The sequence below is a fragment of the Streptomyces sp. NPDC047886 genome (assembly GCF_043204435.1).
GTDB lineage: Bacteria > Actinomycetota > Actinomycetes > Streptomycetales > Streptomycetaceae > Streptomyces.
On the sequence record NZ_JBIDCF010000001.1, the window covers coordinates 155,986 to 177,544 of the forward strand.

Annotated in this window: 18 protein-coding genes; 8 read left to right on the forward strand and 10 right to left on the reverse strand. The window is 72.7% G+C overall.

What is annotated here, in order from left to right; genetic code table 11:
- Positions 1 to 36: 36 nt before the first annotated feature.
- Positions 37 to 996 carry a hypothetical protein gene (locus ACGF5U_RS00740; protein ID WP_392714413.1) on the reverse strand — a complete coding sequence of 320 codons (960 nt, stop codon included), beginning with the start codon at positions 994 to 996 and terminating at the stop codon, positions 37 to 39.
- A gap of 5 nt (positions 997 to 1,001) precedes the next feature.
- A complete protein-coding gene (locus tag ACGF5U_RS00745; protein WP_392714187.1) occupies positions 1,002 to 1,610 on the reverse strand; it encodes a papain-like cysteine protease family protein in 609 nt (202 codons plus the stop codon).
- A gap of 236 nt (positions 1,611 to 1,846) precedes the next feature.
- On the opposite strand from ACGF5U_RS00745, the gene ACGF5U_RS00750 reads away from it, so the two are divergent.
- On the forward strand, positions 1,847 to 2,845 hold the full coding sequence (locus ACGF5U_RS00750; RefSeq protein WP_392714185.1) for a hypothetical protein: 999 nt from the start codon (positions 1,847 to 1,849) through the stop codon (positions 2,843 to 2,845).
- Between the two features lie 90 nt (positions 2,846 to 2,935).
- Here the strand turns inward: ACGF5U_RS00750 and ACGF5U_RS00755 are convergent, their stop codons facing one another.
- Positions 2,936 to 3,364 (reverse strand): Rieske (2Fe-2S) protein, encoded by a 429-nt coding sequence (locus ACGF5U_RS00755; protein ID WP_392714183.1) that lies wholly within the window; start codon positions 3,362 to 3,364, stop codon positions 2,936 to 2,938.
- A 141-nt stretch (positions 3,365 to 3,505) separates the two neighbouring features.
- On the opposite strand from ACGF5U_RS00755, the gene ACGF5U_RS00760 reads away from it, so the two are divergent.
- Positions 3,506 to 4,402, forward strand: coding sequence for a carbohydrate kinase (locus ACGF5U_RS00760; RefSeq protein WP_392714181.1), 897 nt, complete (start codon positions 3,506 to 3,508; stop codon positions 4,400 to 4,402).
- 108 nt (positions 4,403 to 4,510) lie between these two features.
- Here ACGF5U_RS00760 and uvrA read toward each other — a convergent pair whose 3' ends face one another.
- Positions 4,511 to 7,534 carry an excinuclease ABC subunit UvrA gene (gene uvrA / locus ACGF5U_RS00765; protein WP_392714179.1) on the reverse strand — a complete coding sequence of 1,008 codons (3,024 nt, stop codon included), beginning with the start codon at positions 7,532 to 7,534 and terminating at the stop codon, positions 4,511 to 4,513.
- Between the two features lie 195 nt (positions 7,535 to 7,729).
- Here uvrA and ACGF5U_RS00770 point away from each other — a divergent pair, with 195 nt between their 5' ends.
- The 3 genes from ACGF5U_RS00770 (at position 7,730) to ACGF5U_RS00780 (ending at position 10,493) form a co-directional block, all read left to right on the forward strand.
- Positions 7,730 to 8,419: a maleylpyruvate isomerase family mycothiol-dependent enzyme gene (locus ACGF5U_RS00770; protein WP_392714177.1), complete on the forward strand. Its 690-nt coding sequence runs from the start codon at positions 7,730 to 7,732 to the stop codon at positions 8,417 to 8,419.
- A gap of 9 nt (positions 8,420 to 8,428) precedes the next feature.
- Positions 8,429 to 9,085 (forward strand): MBL fold metallo-hydrolase, encoded by a 657-nt coding sequence (locus ACGF5U_RS00775; protein WP_392714176.1) that lies wholly within the window; start codon positions 8,429 to 8,431, stop codon positions 9,083 to 9,085.
- 118 nt (positions 9,086 to 9,203) lie between these two features.
- Entirely contained in the window at positions 9,204 to 10,493 is a 1,290-nt protein-coding gene (locus ACGF5U_RS00780) for an MFS transporter (protein WP_392714412.1), read from the forward strand.
- A gap of 9 nt (positions 10,494 to 10,502) precedes the next feature.
- Here the strand turns inward: ACGF5U_RS00780 and ACGF5U_RS00785 are convergent, their stop codons facing one another.
- The 6 genes from ACGF5U_RS00785 to ACGF5U_RS00810 form a co-directional block, all read right to left on the reverse strand.
- Positions 10,503 to 10,802 (reverse strand): hypothetical protein, encoded by a 300-nt coding sequence (locus ACGF5U_RS00785; RefSeq protein ID WP_392714174.1) that lies wholly within the window; start codon positions 10,800 to 10,802, stop codon positions 10,503 to 10,505.
- 66 nt (positions 10,803 to 10,868) lie between these two features.
- Complete coding sequence (locus tag ACGF5U_RS00790) at positions 10,869 to 11,849, reverse strand: TerC family protein (RefSeq protein WP_392714172.1); 981 nt, start codon at positions 11,847 to 11,849, stop codon at positions 10,869 to 10,871.
- Positions 11,850 to 12,116: 267 nt separating this feature from the next.
- Positions 12,117 to 14,126 carry a TerD family protein gene (locus tag ACGF5U_RS00795; RefSeq protein WP_392714170.1) on the reverse strand — a complete coding sequence of 670 codons (2,010 nt, stop codon included), beginning with the start codon at positions 14,124 to 14,126 and terminating at the stop codon, positions 12,117 to 12,119.
- 174 nt (positions 14,127 to 14,300) lie between these two features.
- Positions 14,301 to 14,879 (reverse strand): TerD family protein, encoded by a 579-nt coding sequence (locus ACGF5U_RS00800; protein WP_392714168.1) that lies wholly within the window; start codon positions 14,877 to 14,879, stop codon positions 14,301 to 14,303.
- Between the two features lie 135 nt (positions 14,880 to 15,014).
- Positions 15,015 to 17,168: an excinuclease ABC subunit UvrB gene (gene uvrB / locus ACGF5U_RS00805; RefSeq protein ID WP_392714166.1), complete on the reverse strand. Its 2,154-nt coding sequence runs from the start codon at positions 17,166 to 17,168 to the stop codon at positions 15,015 to 15,017.
- A 114-nt stretch (positions 17,169 to 17,282) separates the two neighbouring features.
- The gene (locus tag ACGF5U_RS00810) at positions 17,283 to 18,170 is read right to left on the reverse strand and encodes an MHYT domain-containing protein (protein ID WP_392714165.1); all 888 of its coding nucleotides are present in this window, start codon (positions 18,168 to 18,170) and stop codon (positions 17,283 to 17,285) included.
- 247 nt (positions 18,171 to 18,417) lie between these two features.
- On the opposite strand from ACGF5U_RS00810, the gene ACGF5U_RS00815 reads away from it, so the two are divergent.
- The 3 genes from ACGF5U_RS00815 (at position 18,418) to ACGF5U_RS00825 (ending at position 21,422) form a co-directional block, all read left to right on the forward strand.
- Positions 18,418 to 18,990, forward strand: coding sequence for a methylated-DNA--[protein]-cysteine S-methyltransferase (locus ACGF5U_RS00815; RefSeq protein ID WP_392714163.1), 573 nt, complete (start codon positions 18,418 to 18,420; stop codon positions 18,988 to 18,990).
- Positions 18,991 to 19,097: 107 nt separating this feature from the next.
- Positions 19,098 to 20,360, forward strand: coding sequence for an MFS transporter (locus tag ACGF5U_RS00820; protein WP_392714410.1), 1,263 nt, complete (start codon positions 19,098 to 19,100; stop codon positions 20,358 to 20,360).
- Between the two features lie 138 nt (positions 20,361 to 20,498).
- Positions 20,499 to 21,422, forward strand: a complete 924-nt coding sequence (locus ACGF5U_RS00825) for a pseudouridine-5'-phosphate glycosidase (protein WP_392714161.1) — start codon at positions 20,499 to 20,501, stop codon at positions 21,420 to 21,422.
- Positions 21,423 to 21,559: the final 137 nt, after the last annotated feature.

Genomic DNA, 21,559 nt, shown 5'->3' on the forward strand with positions numbered 1-21,559 from the left:
GCGACCCCCTCAGGCGGCCCCGCTCAGGCGGCCCGCTCAGGCCGACGGTGTCGTGGCGCGACGCCGGTGCCGGTGGACGGCGGTCAGGGCCAGCGCCGCGAGGCCCGCGGCCCAGGCGCCCACGGCCCCGGCGCCCGCGGTCCACGAAGCCCCGGTGGCGGGGGCGGGCTCCGCTCCGGCCGCCGCCGGTCCACCGGTGCCGTCCCGGTCGTAGCCGCCCGCGTTGCCCTTCCGCGCGTACGCGGAACCCGGCAGCTTGTCGCCGTAGGCCGCGGCCACCCGGTCCTGGTAGGCGGCGAGCGTGGTGCCGTTCGCGCCGACCGCCCGTATCGCGTCCTCATCGAGCGGGAGCACCCTGCCGCCCTTGTGGACGTACCAGGCGTCGATCTGCGGTTCGCGGAACACCGTCCCGCCGGGCAGGGCGCGGGCGCCCCGCCCGGCGTAGCGGGCCTCGTCGTCGCCGGTCGCGATGTTCACGACCTGCCAGCCGGCACCCTGCCGGACGGTCCACACCGACGCCTTCCGCCCGTCCGCCGAGACCGCCGTGGCGGCGTGGAACTCGACACGGGCCGGCGGCGCGCCCCGCCTGCCCGCCACGAACTCGGGCGACAGGACCCGTACCGGAACCGTGGTGCCTTCGACCCGGGGCACGGAGGCGGTCCGGGGCGACGCGCCGTCGCGGGCGAAGAAGCGGGCGAGCGTGGAGAGCGTGGCCGGGGCCTGTGCCGCCGCGAGGGGAGAGGGCGCGGGCGGCGGGGTGGCCGCCGCCCCGGAGTCGGAGACGAAGGCGGAGGCGGACGTGCGGGAGGAGGCGGAGGTGTGGGAGGAGGCGGACGTGCGCGAGGAGGCGGAGGCGTGGGAGGAGGCAGAGGCGGCCCGGGTCTCGGGGGTGGCATCCGGCACGGGGGCGGCCTCGGCCCCGGGTGCCCCGATCGCCAGGAGCGCGAGGGCGGCCAGCACGGGGGTCGTGACGCGGCTGGTACGCGGAGTCGTCATGGTGCTCACGCCCCGATCCGGTAGAGCGAGTGGGTCCAGGAGAAGGAGCTGTTGTCGACGTACCAGGCGTGCGACGCCCAGTTGTAGCGGTCGCTGGAGGGCCATGGGTCGCCCCAGTACACCCAGCTCCTGGAGTCGTCGTAGCCGTGGATCACATGCATGTGGCCACCGCCGGATGCCCACTGGATGCGGGTCTCCACGGGCCGGTTCGCGTTGATCTCGTTCTGCACGGTCGAGTAGCGCAGCCAGCCGTTCACGTACGAGCCGGGGCTGACGCCCGCCCAGCGCAGGCCGGTCTGCACATGGCCGAGGGTGGCCTGCCAGTTGGGGCAGTCGTAGCCCTGCTGCCGGTCGAACGCGGCATTGCAGAACTGGTTCTGACTGTAACCGCGGCCGAACCAGGTGGCGATGGTGTTGCCGGCCGCCGCCCAGCACCAGTTGCTCTTCTGCTGCGCCTGCATGGTGATGTTCAGGCGCTTCTGGGCGAGGACCGAGGGGTCGTCCTGCGGTACGGCGGCGGCCGGTGCGGCGGACACCGTGAGGAGCGCCGCGGCGGCGAGCGCGGCGACGGGGAGGCTTCTGCGGGTCGTGCGGGGCTTGTTGCGGTTGCGCATGCGTTCCTCCGGATGGGGATGTGGGGAGGGAGGAGCGCGTCCGGACGCCTGCTCGGAAGCGTCCATCGTTGTCGGGGACCGGTCAACACGCTTGAATGCGGAATGACATCGCGGTGTGAAGGCACCGGTCGCCCTGTGAACGGGCCCTCGCGTCCGACCAGCCCGCCCGCCGCCCGCCCGGGCGATGTCGCCCCGCCCCGCCCCCTCCTGTCGTGAACGTTCACTGAGGAGTCCCCATGGGACACACCGATGCCGATCTGTCGCAGCTCCTGCACACCGGTCCCTTCCATCTGGCGCTGCGCGCGGCGTTCGCGGTGCGCGGGCTGCCGCTCCAGCGGGTCCAGCACCATCTGGCGCACCGGGGCATCAGGGTCGGGGTGACCAGCCTGTGTTACTGGCAGCAGGGGGCGCGTCGTCCGCAGCGGCCGGAGTCGCTGAAGGCGGTGCGCGCGCTGGAGGAGCTGCTCGGGCTGCCCAGGGACTCGCTGCTACGTCTCCTCGCCGCCGACGAGGCCGCCTCCGGCCCTGCGGGCGGCGGTGGCGCGGGTGCCGGTGGCGGTGCCGCCGGTGGCGTGGACGGGCGGCGCGGGGCCGAGCCGTCCCGGCCCGCGACCCGCTCGTACCGGGCGCTGGTGGAGGCGTCCGACGTCGTGGAGCGGCTGATCGCCGACCTGGAGTCACCGGCCGACGGCGGGCTCCACACGGTGGGCCACTACGAGCGGGTACGGATCGGGGCGCGGCGGCAACTGGTGGGCCGCGACTCGCAGCAGGTGGTGCGGGCGCACCGCGACGGCGTGGACCGCTACCTCGCGATCCACCACGGCGACCCGGGGTGCGACGCCGAGCGGGTGGTGGTCAGGGCGGGCGACAACTGCCGTACGGGGCGGGTGCGCCGGCACCGGGCGACCGGCGTCGTCGTCGCCGAGCTGCTCTTCGACGCGCGGCTGCGGGCCGGCGAGACCCATCTCTTCGCGTACGGCTTCGAGGACGGGACGGGCGGCCCGAGCGGCGAGTACGTACGCGGGTTCAGTTTCGCGGGCGGGCAGTACGCGTTGCAGGTCAGGTTCCACGAGGAGGCCCTGCCGGTACGGTGCCGGCGGTTCGCGCAGGCGACGGCGGGCGCGCCGCGCGGCGCCCGGGGCGATCTGACGCTGAGCGGCCGGCACCGCGCGGTGCACTTCGTGGAGCAGGGCGTACGCCCCGGGATCCTGGGCATCGCCTGGGACTGGGACTAGACCGGGGGGCCCGGGCCGCGGGCGGCGGGAGGCCGGGCCCTGGGGGCCGCAGGTGCCGGGGCGGGCCAGGGGCCGGGGCCCGGGGCCGGGTCAGGCCTGGGGGCCTGCGATGAGCCTCCCGTCCCGCACGGTGACGGGGACCTCGGGCAGGGGAACGGTCGCGGGGCCCTTGAGGGACCGTCCTGTGGTGACGTCGAAACGGCTGCCGTGGCAGGGGCAGTTGCCCTCCTGCTCCTCGATCTTGTCGAGGACGCAGCCCGCGTGGGTGCACTGCGCGCTGAACGCCTTGTACTGGCCCTTCGCCGGGCAGTGCACCAGGAGGCGCTGCTCACGGTAGAGCTTGGCCCCGCCGACGGGGACCTCGTCCGCCGCGCCCAGGTCGACGGGTGCCGTGGGCGTGGGGGTCTGGGCGTGGCCGAGCTTCGACTGGGTGGAGCAGGCGGCGACGCCCAGCCCGGCGGCCCCGGCGAGGGCTGCGCTCTTCAGCACGGTACGGCGGGCGGCGGGCTGGCCGGACATGAGGTCTCCACGGGGGCGGCGGGCGACGGACACGACGTCGACGGACGGGGCGGCATATGACGGAACCGACGATACCGACGCAGATCGGCGGCCTGTCACGGGGGCTGTCCCGGCCGGGACGGATGGGTTACGTTCTGGCTCGTGATCGTCGTCGCCGGTGAGGCCCTGATCGACCTGGTCCCGGAAGGAACGCCCGCCTCCGTGCCGGGGCTGTCGGCGCTGGTGCCCCGGCCGGGCGGCGGCCCGTACAACACGGCGGTGGCCCTGGGCCGCCTCGGCGCCCGCACCGCCTTCTGCTCCCGGGTGTCCACGGACGCGTTCGGAGAGGCCCTGCTCGCGGGGCTGCGCGGGGCGGGCGTGGCGACGGGTCTCGTCCAGCGGGGCGCCGAGCCGACGACGCTGGCGGTGGCGTCGGTCGGGGCGGACGGCTCGGCCGGGTACGGCTTCTACGCGGAGGGGACCGCCGACCGGCTCTTCGAGCTGCCGGAGCGGTTCCCCGACGAGGTGCGGGCCGTGTCGTTCGGCACCTGCTCGCTCGCCCTGGAGCCGGGTGCGAGCGCATACGAGGCGCTGCTGCGCCGGGAGGCGCGGCGCGGCGCGCTCACCCTGCTGGACCCGAACATCCGGCCCGGCCTGATCCCGGACGCGGACGCGTACCGGGCGCGGTTCGCCGGCTGGCTGCCGTATGTCTCGCTGCTGAAGCTGTCCGACGAGGACGCCCGGTGGCTGGGCGGCTCGCCCGATGAGTGGCTCGCGCGGGGCCCGGCGGCCGTGGTGCTGACCCGGGGCGCGGCGGGGCTCTCCGTACGGACCCGGGAGGTGGCCGTGGCGGTGCCGTCCGTTCCGGTGGCGGTCGCGGACACGATCGGCGCGGGCGACACGGTGAACGCGGCGCTGTTGCACGGCCTCGCGGGGCGCGCCCCCGAGGAGCTGGACGAGGCCGCCTGGCGGAAGCTGCTCGGGTTCGCTGCCCGCGCGGCGGCGGTGACCTGTTCCAGGCCGGGCGCGGAGCCCCCCTACGCCCGTGAGGTGGTCTGACGCGGGGCACGCCCGGGGCGGGGCCCCGGCCCGCCCCCGGGGTGCGCGGGGACGGGCGTCGGGCTTCCGGGCCGACCGTCGGGCTTCCGGCCGCCTGGGCGTCGGGGCTCAGGCCTTGCGGGCGCGGGCCGTCTTCTTGGCCGTGGCTCCCGTCTTCGCCGTGGTTCCGGCCTTGGCCGTGGTCGCCCTGGCCGTGGCCGTCCTCTTGGCGCGGGAGCCGTCGGCCGCCACCGTCTTCTTGGCGGTGGTCCGCTTCCGGGCCGTCGGCACCGCCGCGTCGCTGATCCGCTCCGCGTTCAGGATCTCCCGGAGGAACTTGCCGGTGTGGCTGGCGGGGACGCCCGCCACCTGCTCGGGCGTGCCCTCCGCGACGACGACCCCGCCGCCGCTGCCGCCTTCGGGGCCCATGTCCACGACCCAGTCGGCCGTCTTGATGACATCGAGGTTGTGCTCGATGACGATCACCGAGTTGCCCTTGTCGACCAGGTTGGACAGCACCTTGATCAGCTTCGAGATGTCCTCGAAGTGCAGACCGGTGGTGGGCTCGTCCAGCACGTACACCGTGCGACCGGTGGACCGCTTCTGGAGTTCGGACGCCAGCTTCACGCGCTGCGCCTCACCGCCCGACAGGGTCGGCGCGGACTGGCCGAGCCGGACGTATCCGAGGCCCACCTCGGTGAGCGTCTTCAGATGGCGGGAGATCGTCGGGACGGCCTCGAAGAAGTGCAGGGCCTCCTCGATCGGCATGTCCAGCACCTCGGCGATGGACTTGCCCTTGTAGTGCACCTCCAGGGTCTCCCGGTTGTAGCGCGCCCCGTGGCAGACCTCGCACGGCACGTACACGTCGGGCAGGAAGTTCATCTCGATCTTGATGGTGCCGTCGCCGGAGCAGTTCTCGCAGCGGCCGCCCTTGACGTTGAAGGAGAACCGGCCGGGCAGATAGCCCCGGACCTTCGCCTCCATCGTCTCCGCGAACAGCTTGCGGACATGGTCGAAGACACCGGTGTACGTCGCCGGGTTCGAGCGGGGCGTACGGCCGATCGGCGACTGGTCGACATGGACCACCTTGTCGACCAGGTCGTCGCCGTCCACGCGCGTGTGCCGCCCGGGCACGGACTTGGCCCCGTTCAGCTCGCGGGCCAGATGCGTGTACAGGATGTCGTTGACGAGCGTGGACTTGCCGGAGCCGGAGACGCCGGTGACCGCGGTGAGCACGCCGAGCGGGAACGACACGTCGATGTCGCGCAGGTTGTTCTCGCGGGCACCGTGGACGGTCAGCCGGCGGTCCGGGTCGACCGGGCGGCGGATGTCCGGGGTCGGGATGGACCGCTGCCCGGACAGGTACAGACCGGTCATGGAGTCCTTGTTGGACAGCAGCTCCTTGAGCGGTCCGGAGTGGACCACCTTGCCGCCGTGCTCGCCGGCGCCGGGGCCGATGTCCACGACCCAGTCGGCCACCTTGATGGTGTCCTCGTCGTGTTCGACCACGATGAGCGTGTTGCCCATGTCCCGCAGCCGGACCAGGGTCTCGATGAGCCGGTGGTTGTCGCGCTGGTGCAGGCCGATGGACGGCTCGTCCAGCACGTACAGCACTCCGACGAGACCGGAGCCGATCTGGGTCGCGAGCCGGATGCGCTGGGCCTCACCGCCGGAGAGGGTGCCGGCTGCGCGGTTCAGCGACAGGTAGTCCAGGCCGACGTCGACCAGGAAGCGCAGGCGTTCGTTGACCTCCTTGAGCACCCGCTCGGCGATCTTCTTGTCGCGGGTGTTCAGCGCCAGCTCGCCGAGGAACTCGGCGCAGTCGCTGATGGACATCGCGGAGACCTCGGCGATGGACTTCCCCATGACGGTGACCGCGAGGACGATCGGCTTGAGGCGGGTGCCCTCGCAGGTGGGGCAGGGGACCTCGCGCATGTAGCCCTCGAAGCGCTCACGGCTGGAGTCGCTCTCGGCCTCGCTGTGGCGCCGCTTGACGAAGGAGACGGCTCCTTCGAAGGCGGGGGTGGTGTACGCCCGCTCCCTGCCGTACCGGTTGCGGTAGCGGACCTCGACCTGGGTCCTGTGCCCGTACAGGAGGGCCTTCTTGGCACGGGCTGGCAGCCCGGCCCACGGGATGTCCGTACGGAAGCCGAGGGCCTGGGAGAGGCCGCCGATCAGCCGCCCGAAGTACTCCTTGGTGTGGCCGTGGGACCAGGGGTGGATCGCGCCCTCGTCCAGGGACCGCTCCTCGTCGGGGACGACCAGCTCGGGGTCGACCTCCATACGGGTACCGATGCCGGTGCAGTCGGGGCAGGCGCCGAAGGGCGAGTTGAAGGAGAAGGAGCGGGGCTCCAGCTCTTCGAAGGAGAGGTCGTCGTACGGGCAGTACAGGTGCTCCGAGTACATCCGCTCGCGCTCAGGGTCGTCCTCGGGAAGGTCCACGAAGTCGAGCACGACCATGCCGCCGGACAGGCCGAGTGCCGTCTCGACGGAGTCGGTGAGCCGGCGCTTGGCGCTGTCCTTGACCGTGAGGCGGTCGACGACCACCTCGATGGTGTGCTTCTCCTGCTTCTTCAGGGTCGGCGGCTCGGACAGCTGGACGGTCTTCCCGTCCACCCGGGCACGGCTGTATCCCTTGGTCTGGAGGTCGGCGAAGAGGTCCACGAACTCGCCCTTGCGCTCACGCACGAGCGGCGACAGTACCTGGAAGCGGCTGCCCTCGGGCAGCTCGAGCACCTTGTCCACGATGGCCTGGGGCGACTGGCGGGAGATGGGCCTGGCGCACTCGGGGCAGTGCGGCTTGCCGATGCGGGCGAAGAGCAGCCGCAGGTAGTCGTAGACCTCGGTGATCGTGCCGACCGTGGAGCGCGGGTTGCGCGAGGTCGACTTCTGGTCGATCGAGACGGCCGGTGAGAGCCCCTCGATGAAGTCCACGTCCGGCTTGTCCATCTGTCCGAGGAACTGCCGGGCGTACGAGGAGAGCGATTCGACGTACCGGCGCTGCCCCTCCGCGAAGATCGTGTCGAACGCGAGGGACGACTTGCCCGACCCAGAGAGCCCGGTGAAGACGATGAGGGAGTCACGCGGGAGGTCGAGCGAGACGTTCTTCAGATTGTGCTCGCGCGCGCCACGGACGATGAGACGGTCGGCCACGCCGGTCCGCACCTTTCTTGAGAGAAGCGGGGGCATTGCCCCCGTCCCAGACCGTTCCAGCCTATGGGGGGCCGCCAAGCGGATGAATGCCTGACTTCCAAGGATGCCTCCACCGAGCGTATAGCACGCGCATTCGATTTACGGCCGCGTGCGACCACCTTCACCCGATCGAGTGGTGACGCTAGGGTCAGGAGCATGATCAACCACGTTCATGACCTGGCCTCTCTCCGCGAGGCGACCGACCGACTGCTGACCGCGGCCTCCGCACTCGACGACGCCGCCGTCCGGGCGCCGTCACGGCTGCCCGGCTGGACCCGGGGCCATGTGCTCGCCCACCTCGCCCGCAACGCGGACGCCCTGGTGAACGTCTTCGAGGGCCGCCCCATGTACGCGAGCGCCGAGACCCGCGACTCCGACATCGCGCGCGACGCGGACCGTCCCCTGGAGACGCAGCTCGCCGACGTACGCGACACCGCCGCGCGCTTCCAGGCCGTGGCCGACGTCCCGGCGGACTGGAACCGCGTCGTCGCCCTGCGCAACGGCGTCACCGACCGCGCCGCCCGGGTGCCCTTCCGCCGCCTCGTCGAGGTCGAGCTCCACCACGTCGACCTGGACATCGGCTACGAGCTGGAGGACCTGCCGAAGGAGTTCACCGAGCGGGAGATCGACTTCCTGGCCGAACGGTTCGCCGGACACCCGGAGGTGCCGTCGACCGGGCTGGCCACCGACGGCGGCCGCACCTGGACCACGGGCGGCGGCGGGGCGGGCGGTCCGGTGGCCGTACGGGGCCCGGCTCCGGACCTCCTCGGCTGGCTGGCCGGCCGCCGCGACGGGTCCGCCCTGACCGTCTCCGGCGGCCCGCTCCCGGCGCTGCCTCCGCTATAGGCTGACCCCATGACGTACAGCGGAGCGGTGAAGGTCGGCGGACCCGCGGACGTGCACGAACTCGCGGATCTGATCGTCTCCAAGGTCGCCGTCGGCCCGATGGACAACAACGCGTACCTGCTGCGCTGCCGCGCCACCGGTGAGCAGCTGCTGATCGACGCGGCGAACGATTCCGACACCCTCCTGCGGCTGATCGGTGACGACGGCATCGCGTCCGTCGTCACCACCCACCGCCACCACGACCACTGGCAGGCGCTCGCCGACGTCGTCGCGGCCACCGGCGCCCGCACGTACGCCGGGCGGTACGACACCGAGGGCATCGACGTGCCGACGGACGTCCCGGTCGAGGACGGGGACACGGTGCGTGTCGGCCGGGTGGAGCTGACGGCCCGCCGGATGGTGGGCCACACGCCCGGCTCGATCGTGCTCGTCTACGACGACCCGCACGGCCATCCGCACGTCTTCACCGGCGACTGCCTCTTCCCGGGCGGCGTCGGCAACACCTGGAAGGACGCCGACGCGTTCGCCAGCCTCCTGGCGGATGTGGAGACCAAGCTCTTCGGCGCCCTCCCGGACGAGACGTGGGTGTATCCGGGGCACGGCAGGGACACCACACTCGGCGACGAGCGTCCCCATCTGCCGGAGTGGCGCGCCCGCGGCTGGTGACGGGGCGTCAGTGCGGTGGTCCGTGCCTCCGTGCGCCCCGTAACCGGGTCGCGCGCGGGGTAGTTGGCGCGACATGCGCCACAGTCACCTCCCACAGCCTTCCCCGGCGACGCCGTCGATGGGACGGCTCGCCGCCGCGTCGCTCGCCGGTACGGCCATCGAGTTCTACGACTTCTTCGTCTACGGGACGGCCGCCGCGCTGGTCCTCGGCCCGCTGTTCTTCCCGACGTTCTCACCGGTAGCCGGCACGCTGGCGGCGTTCGGCACGTTCGCCGTCGGCTTCGTCTCGCGCCCGATCGGCTCGATCCTCTTCGGCCACATCGGCGACCGGTACGGGCGGCGCCCGGTGCTCTTCGCCTCGCTGGCGCTGACCGGCGCGGCGACGGTGGCGGTCGGCTGCGTCCCGTCGTACGCGACGCTCGGCGCGGCCGCGCCCGCGCTGCTGCTCGTGCTGCGGTTCCTCCAGGGGCTGGGCCTGGGCGGCGAGTGGGGCGGGGCGGTGCTGCTCACCGCCGAGCACGCGCCGGAGCGGCGCAGGGCCCTGTGGGCGAGCTTCCCGCAGGTCGGGCCGGCCGTCGGGTTCCTGCTGGCGAACGGGGTGATGCTGGCGCTGTCGGCGGGCCTGAGCGACGCGGCGTTCCGGGAGTGGGGCTGGCGTGTGCCGTTCTGGGCGGCGGGGCTGCTGGCGGCCGGCGGGCTGCTGCTGCGTACGTCGCTGACGGAGACACCGCAGTTCAAGGAGCTCGCCGAGACGGGCAGGCGGGCGAGCGCCCCGTTCGTCGAGGTCGTGCGCGGCCACTGGCGGCTGGTGCTGCTCACGGCGGGCGCGCTGGCGGTCGGGTACGCGGTGTTCTACGCCGTGTCCACGTGGGCGCTCGCGTACGGCACGGAGCGGCTCGGCGTCAGCCGTACGGTCATGCTGGTCTGTGTGATGGCGGCGGTGGCCGTCAAGGGCGCGGTGACCCCGTTCGCCGCGATGCTGGGCGACCGGTACGGGCGGCGTCCGCTGTGCCTGGCGGGCTGCGCGGCCGCCGCGCTGTGGATGTTCCCGATGGTGGGGCTGCTGCACACCGCCCGGCCGCCGCTGATGTTCCTGGGGATCCTGGGGGCGCTGCTGGCCTTCATCACGATGTTCGCGGTGGTCGCCGCGTATCTGCCGGAGCTGTACGAGCCGAGGGTGCGCTGCACCGGTGCCGCGGTCGGCTACAACCTGGCGGGGGTGCTGGGCGGGGCGCTGACCCCGATGGTGGCGACCGCCGCTTCGGCCGGCGACGGGCCGCCGTGGGGGGTCGCCGCGTATCTGACCGGTATCGCGGTGTTCAGCCTCTGCTGCTTCGCGCTGCTGCCGGAGACCATGCCCGCGCGGGTGGCGGCCGCCGAGCGCGCGGAGGAGCCGGCGGCCGTCTGACGGGGGCGTTCAGGGTTCGCTGATCTCCAGGGCGTCGCAGTTGATGAACCGCGTCGGGCGGGTGCACAGCGACTGCAGGCGTTCGGCCATGGCCGAGATCCTCGGGTCGTCGCTGTTCCGCATGGCCTCGTCGTACGAGTTGAACTCGACGACCACGTAGTAGCGGTTGGCGTTGTCGCGGTCCTTGAGGATCTGGCTGCGCGTGGGACCGTAGTCGCGTGACTCCTCCTCGTTGCCCCACTCGTCCATGAGCGTACGCATCTCGTCCATGCGCTCGGTTTCGAGGTCGATGATCTGAGTGAATCTCATGACTCCACGCAAACACCGGCCGGGTTGCCCGGCAACCCGGCCGGTACCGCGTGTACTCCCCCGGTGTCAGGCGTCCACGGAGTCCGGCTCGTGCTCCTCGACGGGGGTCTGCCTGCGGGCGGCGATGAGGCTGGTGATCGTGGTGATGATCAGGACGCCGCAGATGACCGTCAGCGAGAACGTGATCGAGATCTCGGGCACGTGCACCCCGGTCTTGTGCAGGGCGTGCAGCACGAGCTTCACGCCGATGAAGCCGAGGATCACGGACAGGCCGTAGCTCAGGTGCACCAGCTTCCGCAGCAGGCCGCCGATGAGGAAGTACAGCTGCCGCAGGCCCATCAGGGCGAAGGCGTTCGCCGTGAACACGATGTACGGGTCCTCGGTCAGACCGAAGATCGCGGGGATGGAGTCCAGCGCGAACAGCACGTCGGTGGTGCCGATGGCCAGCATCACGACCATGAGGGGCGTCAGCACCCGCTTGCCGTTGGCACGGATGAACAGCTTGGTGCCGTGGTACCGGTCGGCGACGCCGAACCGCTTCTCGATGGACTTGAGGAGCCGGTTCTCCTCGAACTCCTCGTCCTCCTCGTCCGAGCGGGCCTCCTGGATGAGCTTCCACGCGGTGTAGATCAGGAACGCGCCGAAGATGTAGAAGATCCAGGAGAAGCTGGAGATGAGCGCGGCACCGGCGGCGATGAAGATCGCCCGGAGCACCAGCGCTATGAGCACGCCGATGAGCAGCACCCGCTGCTGGAGCGGGCTCGGCACGGCGAACTTCGCCATGATCAGGACGAAGACGAAGAGGTTGTCGACGCTGAGCGACTTCTCGGTGATGAAGCCGGCGAAGAACTCGCCCGACGCCGCGCTCTGGCCGAAGAGCAGCAGGCCGAGGCCGAACAGTACGGCGAGGACGATCCACACGACCGTCCAGATGCCGGCTTCCTTGACCGACACGTCATGGGGCTTGCGCCCGATGAAGAAGTCGACCGCGATCAGGGCGGATAGACCGAGAACGGTCACCGCCCACATGGTCATCGAAACGTCCACTGCGCCTCCGGCGTCGTACGGCTACTGATCAGCGTCGTCGCTGCCGGAGGTCTCTTCCACCCGGACGGCCGTCGGCTCTCGCCCGACCGTGTGCTGGGCCGGCGCCCCGGGACCGGTCTCTGTCCGACCGTCCGTACTGACGGGCACGCCGCAAGTGTGGGAGTACTCCCCTCCGCGCGAAGAACAGTACCCGAAAGACCAAAGGAAGGTAAAGGCAATGGCAAAGGATTAGTTAAAGCCGCAGGTGGGAGAGGTGCGGTGGGGAGATCAGGGGCGCCACGACCGGCGCGCATCGGCGACCTGCGCAAGGACCCGGGACAGGACCTGACTGCCGGGCGGCACCTTGGGCGGCTCGTAGGTCCACGCGTGCCCCACCCACGGGTCCGCCAGGTGATCGTCCGGCACGGGGGTGACGCGGAGCAGGGACCGCCACAGGGGGCCGAGGACCGGACCGTACTCCTCCGCGTCCTCCCGGTCGGCGACCATCAGCAGATGGACGCCCACCTCCGGGCCCTCGTCGGCGAGGTAGCGCAGCCGGGTGACGGCCCGGTCGTCGAAGCCGTGCGGGAAGTCGTTGACGATCAGCAGCTGCTGCGCGGTGTCCAGGCCGGGCGGCAGCGAGTCGGGGGCACCGCCCCGGACGGCCATCTGCACCAGGTCCACGCGCTGGGTCAGCCGCTCCAGGACGGACGACACTCCGGCGGCCCCGGCGGCCGGAGGCGCGTCCAGGACGCCCGCGCCGACGAGCGGGGCGAGCCGTGCGGCGGCGGCGCCCGCCGGGTCGATGACATGGACGGTGAACTCGCCGGGCGGGTGCACCGCGAGCAGCCGGGCCGCGTGCGTGACCGCCGTGTCGACGGCGAGCTCGCGCAGCCGGCCCTCGTCCAGGAAGGCGGCCGCCTCGGAGCCCGAGCGGCCGCAGTCGACCCACAGGCCGCGCTCCAGGGGCAGCCGGACCAGCATCGGGATGCGCAGGTCGGGGCACTCGGGGAGATGCAGGTCGCCCAGGCGCAGCGCCATCGGCAGCTCCATGGGGACGCGATAGGCGTGCCAGACGGGGTTGTCCCACCGGGCGTACGCGGGCGGCAGCGCGGGTTCCACCACCTCGGCCTCGGCGCTGAGCTGCGCGAGGTCCCGGTCGAGCACCTCCCGCGCCCGGTCGGTGAGCTCATCGCGCCTGGCCAGGGCGGCGGCGCGGGCGGCGTCACCGGCGCCGCCGACACGGCTGCGCGGATCGGACAGGGCGCGGTCGAGCTCCTGGTCCATCCGCGACTCGGCGAAGTCGACGGCGCTGCGGTACGCGGCGGTCGTACGGGCCAGGTCCTCGAACATGCCCCAGACCTGGTTGTAGAGCCGCTCCTCCATGGACCAGCCGGTGGCGTCCCCCGCGACGGGCGCGGCGGGCCCGCCGGGCGGGGTGGGAGCGGCCTCCGGGGGCGGTGGCGGCGGCGCTGAGGCCCGGCGGCGGGGATGGGCGTAGTCGATCGGCCCGGCACCCTCGGAGGGCTGAGACGGCTGGTGCGGCTGGTGCTGCGGCGTTTGGGGTGGCTGGTGGGGCTGCGGCGGTTGGTGCTGGTGCTGGTGGGGCGTGTGCGGCGGTACGGGCGTGCCGCCGGTGGCCGTGTCACCGGACGCGCCCGGTGTGCCGGACGCGGCGAGCGGCGCGCCCCGGCGGACCCGGTCGCCCTCCGCCGTACGGGGCGGGGGCGCCGCCACGGAACGGGTCACGCCCTGCGCGACCGCCTGCTGAATGGCGGACGCGAGCTCGGCCGCCCGGTCCACGCCCTGGTCGGCGAGCATCGCGACGAGCCCGCCCGCGTACCCCTGGCCGACGGCGCGGACCTTCCACGCGCCCTGCCGCCGGTAGACCTCCAGGGCGATGACGGCGCACTCGGTGTCGAGGCCCGTGACGGTGTAGCTGGCGATCTCGGTCCCGTCGAGTCCGGTGACGGCCACGAACGGCGCGGCGACGGCACCGAAGCGGACCGGTCCGCCGACCCCGGTGGGCAGCGCGAGCAGCAGGCTCAGCCGGTGGACGTCCGCCGGGAGCGCGCCGAGATCCAGCGCGAGCCGGTGGTCCGCCGCAGCCTGCCGGGACACCTCGACGCCCGGCAGCGCGGGCGCGCCCGGGTGGACGACGCTCTCGGCACCGCCGACCGTGCCGTTCGCGTCGGCGAGGGTCGCACCGGCCACGACCGGTACGCCGGCCGACACCCGGATCTCGAGTCGGGTGTCGGGCAGGGGGTGGTTCTGCCCCCGTACCAGCTCGGCCGTCATCGCCTGTCCCCTCGGTGGTGAGCGGGTCGGCTCCCGGGGCCCGACGCCTGGCGGGAGCTGTGGGTGGGTACACGCCGGCGTGCCGCCGTGCGGGGACGCACGGCAGCACGGCGGTGTGATGGGTGGTGCGTGGTGTCGGTTCTGCGTGGTGCGGTGGTGCCTGGTGCGGTGGTGCTACAGCTGCGGGAGGATCGCGGGCATCAGGTCCTGGAAGGTACGGCCGTTGGCCGGGTTCCCGAGGGCCGTCATCTGCCACCCGGAGCCGGCCCGGTGCACCTTCGCCATGATCTGCGCGGTGTACTGGCCGCCGCCGTCCAGCGTGTAGCGGGCGAGCTCCTGGCCGTTCGTCTCGTCCACGAGCCGGCAGAAGGCGTTCTGCACCTCCTGGAACGTCTGGCCGGTGAAGGAGTTCACGGTGAAGACGATCTGGTCGATGTGGACGGGGACCCGCTGGAGGTCCACGAGGATGGCCTCGTCGTCGCCGCCCTGGCCGGCGCCGCCGACCAGGTTGTCACCGGTGTGACGGACCGAACCGTCGTCGCTGACCAGGTGGCGGAAGAAGACCACGTCCACCGGCTGCTTGTCGGCGAAGAGCACCGCCGACGCGTCGAGGTCGATCTCGCGGGTGCGCGAACCGAACAGCCCGCGGCGCGGCGCCGCCTGCCAGCCGAGCCCCATCCGCACCGCGGTCAGAGTCCCCCCGTCGCTCTTCTGCAGGCTGATGGCCTGGCCCTTGGTCAAGTTGACCGACACGCGCTGTCCCCTCTCTTTTCGTTCCCCACGACCGTCTCGGATCGCGGTTGCTCAGCACCCTACGCAGGGGCCTCGTCACGGCATCAGGCCCGGTCCGCTTTTGTATCGGTGTTGCAACACACCGGTGCGGCGGCGTCAGGCGATGCCCGCCTCTTTCATCTGCCGCAGTTCCTTCTTCAACTCGCTCACCTCGTCACGCAGTCGCGCGGCGACCTCGAACTGCAGCTCCGCCGCGGCGGCCCGCATGCGGTCGGTCATCTCCTCGATGATCCCGGCCAGTTCGGCCGCCGGGCGGTCGCTGACCAGTTCGCCCTTGCGGGCCGCCGCCTTGCCCGTGGTCCTGCCCCCGGCCTTGGCGCCCTTCGCGGATGAGCCGAGCGACGGGACGGGCGCCTTGGCGCCCTTGCCGTCCTTGGCCTGCCGGTAGCCGGTGCCGAGGAGCTCCTCGGTGTCGATCTCCTCGCGCGCCAGGGTGGCGACGATGTCGTTGATCTTCTTGCGGAGCGGCTGCGGGTCGATTCCGTTCGCCGTGTTGTACGCGACCTGCTTCTCACGGCGGCGGTTGGTCTCGTCGATGGCCTGGGCCATCGCCGGGGTGATCGTGTCCGCGTACATATGGACCTGGCCCGAGACATTGCGCGCCGCGCGGCCGATGGTCTGGATCAGGGACGTGCCGGAGCGCAGGAAGCCCTGCTTGTCCGCGTCGAGGATGGCCACCAGGGACACCTCGGGCAGGTCGAGGCCCTCGCGGAGCAGGTTGATGCCGACGAGGACGTCGTACTCCCCGGCGCGCAGCTCGCGGAGCAGCTCCACCCGGCGCAGGGTGTCGACGTCGCTGTGCAGATAGCGGACCTGGATGCCCAGTTCGAGGAAGTAGTCGGTGAGGTCCTCGGCCATCTTCTTGGTGAGCGTGGTGACGAGGACGCGCTCGTCCCGCTCGGTGCGCAGCCGGATCTCGTGGACCAGGTCGTCGATCTGGCCCTCGGTGGGCTTGACGACGACCTGGGGGTCGACCAGGCCGGTGGGCCGGATGATCTGTTCGACGAAGCCGTCGGAGCGGGACAGCTCGTATGTGCCGGGCGTCGCCGACAGGTACACGGTCTGCCCGATCCGCTCCTGGAACTCCTCCCACTTCAGCGGCCGGTTGTCGAGCGCGGACGGCAGCCGGAACCCGTGGTCGACCAGGGTGCGCTTGCGGGAGGCGTCGCCCTCGTACATGGCGCCGATCTGCGGCACGGTGACGTGCGACTCGTCGATGACGAGCAGGAAGTCCTCGGGGAAGTAGTCGAGGAGGGTGTTGGGCGGGGACCCGGGCTCGCGGTCGTCGAAGTGCATCGAGTAGTTCTCGATCCCGGAGCACGAACCGATCTGGCGCATCATCTCGATGTCGTACGTGGTCCGCATCCGCAGCCGCTGGGCCTCCAGCAGCCTGCCCTGCTTCTCCAGCTCGGCGAGGCGCTGCTCCAGCTCCCGCTCGATGCCCTGGACCGCCCTCTCCATGCGCTCGGGACCGGCCACGTAGTGGCTGGCGGGGAAGACGTACAGCTGGCTGTCGTCGCTGATGATCTCGCCGGTGAGGGGGTGGAGCGTGGACAGCGCCTCGATCTCGTCGCCGAACATCTCGATGCGGACCGCGAGCTCCTCGTAGACCGGGAAGATCTCGATGGTGTCGCCGCGGACGCGGAAGGTGCCCCGGGTGAAGGCGAGGTCGTTGCGCGTGTACTGGATGTCCACGAAGCGGCGCAGCAGTTCGTCCCGGTCGATCTCGTCGCCGACCTTGAGCGGCACCATGCGGTCGACGTACTCCTGCGGCGTGCCGAGGCCGTAGATGCAGGAGACGGAGGCGACCACGACGACGTCGCGCCGGGTCAGCAGCGAGTTGGTGGCGGAGTGGCGCAGCCGCTCGACCTCCTCGTTGATCGAGGAGTCCTTCTCGATGTAGGTGTCCGACTGCGGGACGTACGCCTCCGGCTGGTAGTAGTCGTAGTACGAGACGAAGTACTCGACGGCGTTGTTCGGCAGCAGCTCGCGGAACTCGTTCGCCAGCTGGGCGGCGAGCGTCTTGTTCGGTGCCATGACCAGGGTCGGGCGCTGAAGCCGCTCGATCATCCAGGCGGTGGTCGCCGACTTTCCGGTGCCGGTCGCGCCGAGCAGGACGACGTCCTTCTCCCCCGCGCGGATACGCCGCTCCAGGTCGGCGATGGCCGCCGGCTGGTCGCCGTTGGGCTGGTACGGGCTGACGACCTCGAAGGGCGCCACCGAACGTTCGATCTTGGAAACGGGCCGCATGGAACCACCGTACGACTCACCACTGACAGTCGGGCGGTGATCGGCCTCGCCCAGGCGTCGCCAGGCCGTCGCCCCGGGCATCGCCAGGGCCCTGCCGTTCGGTCTCCGGGGCGGTCAGCGGTCGCGGGACCACGTGTCGCGGCGCGCCGCCCCCGGGCGGGCGAACCCGCCGGCCCCGGCGTCGTGGGCGCGGCCGTCGCGCGGGGCGGGGATGCCGGGCCGGCGGGTGGCCGCGTGGGCGGTGCCGGGTCCGTCGTGGCCGCCGGTCACGAGCAGCGGGTCCCGCATCACCACGACGGCCGCGAGGAGCAGGAAGAGGACGGGCCCGACGAGCATGGGCGCGAGGAGCGAGGTGGCCGTGTCGCCCGCGGGCCGCAGGGCCTCCACGGTGGCGTCCGTGTGCAGGTGGACGCGGACGGCGGCCATGCCCGTGTAGTGCATGCCGGAGACGGCGAGGCCCATGACGAGGCTGGCGACGACGCTGGGCAGGAAGCCGTGGACGGAGACGGCCGCCCACAGCGCCGACGTGGCCGCCACCACGGCGATGACGACCGACAGGGCGACCGTGACGGTGTCGTACTCCAGCCGCCCCTGTACCCGCATGCCCGCCATGCCCAGGTAGTGCATGGTGGCGATGCCGAGTCCGGTGATCGTGCCGCCGGTGACCAGGGCCATGGCGGTCGCGCCGCGGTGCCCGACGATGAAGATGCCGATGCCGACCATCAGGATCGCCACGGCCAGGCTGGCGAAGGTGACGGGCCGGTCGTAGTCGACGGGCGCCTCCGCGATGGTGAAGCCCGTCATCGCGATGAAGTGCATGGTCCAGATGCCGGCGCCGATGGACGTGGCACCGAGGGCCAGCCACCCCGGGCGGAAGGTTCCCCGGTCCCGGACGGACCTGGTGGTGCAGCGAAGGCCCAGGGCCCCGCCGAGGCAGGCCATGAGGTAGGCGATCACGGGCGTGATCAGACCATGGCTGAATCCGTCGACTGTGCCCCGCATACCCCTGCGCCCTCCGCCCTCGCGCCTCGCCCCGGCCGTGCCACTCGGTGGTGTGCCATGTGTACCCGCTGGTAAGGGGCCGGGGCTATGGCGCCGCAGGCGCCGATCAGACATTTGTGTGGAGATTAATCGACAGCGGTGATGCCGGTGTGAGGGGCCCGCTCGCCGTTCGTGGAGGCGTGCCCGTATCGCGGGCCGGACGGCGATCCCGGTCGCGTTGTCGGTGGCCGGTCGTACGGTGGTCGGCATGGACAGCGATGTGGGGGACGTACGGGACGCGCGGCCCGGCGGGGTGCGGGTGGAGTGGGCCGTCACGGGCAGCGACATCGGCCCGCTGCTGCTCGCCGCGACCGCCGACGGGCTGGTGAACGTGGTGTTCCACGCGACCGGAGCCGTCCGGGACCGGGCGCTTGAGCGGTTGAGGAGCACGCTCGGTGCCGAGCCGGTGCAGGACGCGTCGGGGTGGCTCGCCGAGCCGATACGCGCTCTGGACGCCTATTTCGCGGGGGCCCGGCGGAGGTTCGCGCTGCCCCTGGACTGGTCGCTGACGAGCGGCTTCACCCGCCAGGTGCTGCGGGAGCTGGCGTCCGGCGTGCCGTACGGGGCGGTCGTCGGGTACGGGGACCTGGCCCGGCGGGTGGGTCAGCCGGGGGCGGCCCAGGCGGTGGGAGCCGCCATGGGCGCCAATCCGCTGCCGGTGGTCGTGCCGTGCCACCGCGTGGTCGAGAACGACGGGGGGCTCGGCGGCTTCGGGGGCGGCCGGGAGACCAAGCGCCGGCTGCTGGCGCTGGAGGGGGTGCTGCCCGAGCCGCTGTTCTGAGGCCCGCCCCAGATGGCCCTCCCTCATTGTTTCGCACCTCTGTTCCCCACCCGTAAGGGGTGGCACACTGTGTCAGCAACTACCACTCCGACACTCCCGAGGTCTCCGTGCTGGTGACGTCACCCCCGGCGGCGGCCGATCTGCCCATCCTCCGACGGCGCACGACGGTCGTGCTGGTCGTCAGCCAGATCCTCGGCGGGCTCGGGGTGGCCACGGGTATCGCCCTCGCCGCCGTCCTCGCGCGCGACGTCAGCGGTACGGACGCGCTGTCCGGGCTCGCTCCGACCGCCATGGTGGCCGGGACGGCGCTGCTGGCGATGCCGCTGGCCGCGCTGATGACGGCCCGCGGCCGACGGCACGGACTGGTCGCCGCGTATCTGATCGGCGCGGCCGGGGCGGGTGTCGTGGTGCTCGCCGCGATCGCGGACAACTTCCCCCTGCTGCTGGCCGGGATGGCCGCGTTCGGGGCCGGTTCGTCGGCGAACCTCCAGGCACGGTTCGCGGCCGCCGACCTGGCCGAGCCGGCGCGGCGCGGCCGGGCCATCTCGACGGTCGTCTGGGCGACCACCATCGGCGCGGTCCTGGGGCCGAACATCGCCGCCCCTGCCGGGCGCAGCGCGGCCGCTCTCGGCGTGCCCGAGGCGGCAGGACCGTTCCTGTGGGCGGCCGGCGTCTTCCTGCTGTCCTCGCTCGTCGTCGCCGTGGCGCTCCGACCGGATCCGCTGCTGACCGCGCGGGCGCTCGCGGCCGAGGACGGTGGGGAGCCCCGCGGCCACTCCCTGCGCGCGGGCGTCAGGGCCGTCCGGGAGTCGCCGCGGGCCCGGCTGGCGCTGCTCGCCGTCACCGTCTCGCACACCGCCATGGTGTCGATCATGTCGATGACCCCGGTGGCGCTGACGCACCACGGCGCGGACATCCAGCTGATCGGGCTGGTCATCAGCGTCCACATCGCCGGGATGTACGCGTTCTCGCCGGTGATGGGCCGGCTGTCGGACCGGTTCGGGCGGCTGCCGGTGATCGGGCTGGCCGTCGTCCTGCTGGGCTCCGCCGCGCTGCTGGCGGGCACGGCGGGGGCGAGCCACGGCCGCACCGCCACCGGGCTGTTCCTCCTGGGGCTCGGCTGGTCGGCGGGTCTGGTCGCGGGGTCGGCGCTGCTGACCGACTCCGTGCCGGCGGCGGCACGGGCCGCCGCGCAGGGCCTGTCGGACCTGACCATGAACGCCGCGGCGGGCGTCGGGGGCGTCACCGCCGGACTGATCGTCGCGAACGCCGGCTACGGCTGGCTGAACGGGGTCGGGGCGGCGCTGCTGCTGCCGCTCGTCCTGCTCACGGTACGGCGGCGCCGTCCGGCCGCCCCGGCGAAGTCGTAGCCGCGGCGGAGGCGGGCTGGGGCGGAGGGGACCGGGGCGGAGGCGGGCCGCTGTCGCGGGGGGTGCGGCGGGTGGGCGCGGGCCGGTGGGCGGGGGGGGTGATGTTTGGCGGCGTGGCGAGCGCGCCAGGGATGGGTCATGCCTGAGACCACAGTGGTGCTGTCGGAAGAGGTACGGGAGGCGGTCGACGCGCACCGCCCCGTCGTCGCCCTGGAGTCGACGATCATCGCGCACGGGCTGCCACGCCCGCGCAATCTGGCCGTCGCCGAGGAGCTGGAGGCGCTGGTACGGGCTGCGGGCGCCGTGCCCGCCACGATCGCCGTACTGGACGGTTCACCCCACGCGGGCCTCGGCAAGGGCCAGTTGGAGCGGGTGGCGGGCGACCCGGGGATCCGCAAGCTGGGGCACCGGGACCTCGCGCCCGCCGTCGCCCTGGGCGCGAGCGGGGCGACGACCGTGTCCGCGACGGCCTTCCTCGCGGCCCGGGCGGGCATCCGCGTGTTCGCGACCGGCGGCCTCGGCGGCGTACACCGTGAATGGGCCGAGACGCAGGACGAGTCGGCGGACCTGCGGCTGCTGGCCACGACCGGGATCACGGTGGTGTGCGCGGGCGTCAAGTCCATCCTGGACGTGCCGGCGACGCTGCAGCGGCTGGAGACGCTGGGCGTCGGCGTGCTCGGGTACGGGACGGATCGTTTCCCCGGGTTCTATCTGGCGTCGTCGGGCGAGCCGGTCGACTGGACGGTGCGCACGCCCGAGGAGGTGGCGGCGGTCATACGGGCGCGGGACGCGCTGGGCGGCCCCGCGTCGGCGCTGGTCGTCGCCAACCCGGTGCCGGAGGCGGAGCAGCTGGACCCGGCCCTGCACGACCGGGTGCTGGCGCGGGCGCTGGCGGAGTGCCGGGAGCGCGGGATCGGCGGGCAGGCGGTGACGCCGTTCCTGCTGGAGTATCTGACCCGGCACACCGACGGGGCGTCCCTGGAGGCAAACCTCGCGGCGGTACGGGGGAACGTACGGCTGGCGGCGCGCATCGCGGCGGCCTGGTCGACGGCGACGCGGTGAGCGGGGGCGCAGGGAGCGGAGGCGGCGCGGGGAGCGGGGGCGACACGGGCAGCGGGGGCGGGGTGAGCGGAGGCAGCGCGGTGAGCGGGGGCGCGAGCAGCGGCGGCGACACGGGCAGCGGGGGCGGGGGCTCCGGG